The sequence below is a fragment of the Peribacillus sp. SIMBA_075 genome, from assembly GCF_046534585.1.
This window is the reverse complement of record NZ_JAWRYN010000937.1, coordinates 1-259: the sequence shown is the minus strand read 5'-3', so window position 1 is coordinate 259 and position 259 is coordinate 1. Positions and strand designations below refer to the sequence as shown.

The 259-nt window shown below is 48.6% G+C and carries 1 protein-coding gene; it reads right to left on the bottom strand.

Features of this window, described 5'->3' with window-relative positions; all coding sequences use genetic code 11:
- Positions 1–75 precede the first annotated feature (75 nt).
- The coding region (locus tag SB775_RS31015; RefSeq protein WP_410865110.1) for a hypothetical protein at positions 76–259 on the bottom strand (184 nt) is incomplete at its 5' end.

Here is a 259-nt window from a genome sequence, read left to right as displayed (position 1 = left end):
CAAGCAAGGCGGCGAATCCTTAATAGAAGATTCATTCGAAGCCCCAACTAATGCCACAATCATCCCCTCAATATCTCAGCTGGCGAGCGCCCAGGGTGAGCCGACGCAGTAAGACAAATGTTCTTCTTGGCTTACTGCCAAAGGCCAACCCCAAGCAAGGCGGCGAATAACCAAAAGAAACTTCATTGCCAAGCCCCGAAAAAATTTCACAAACAAACTCTCACTATCTTCACACATACCGGATGCCAGGAAGCGATTC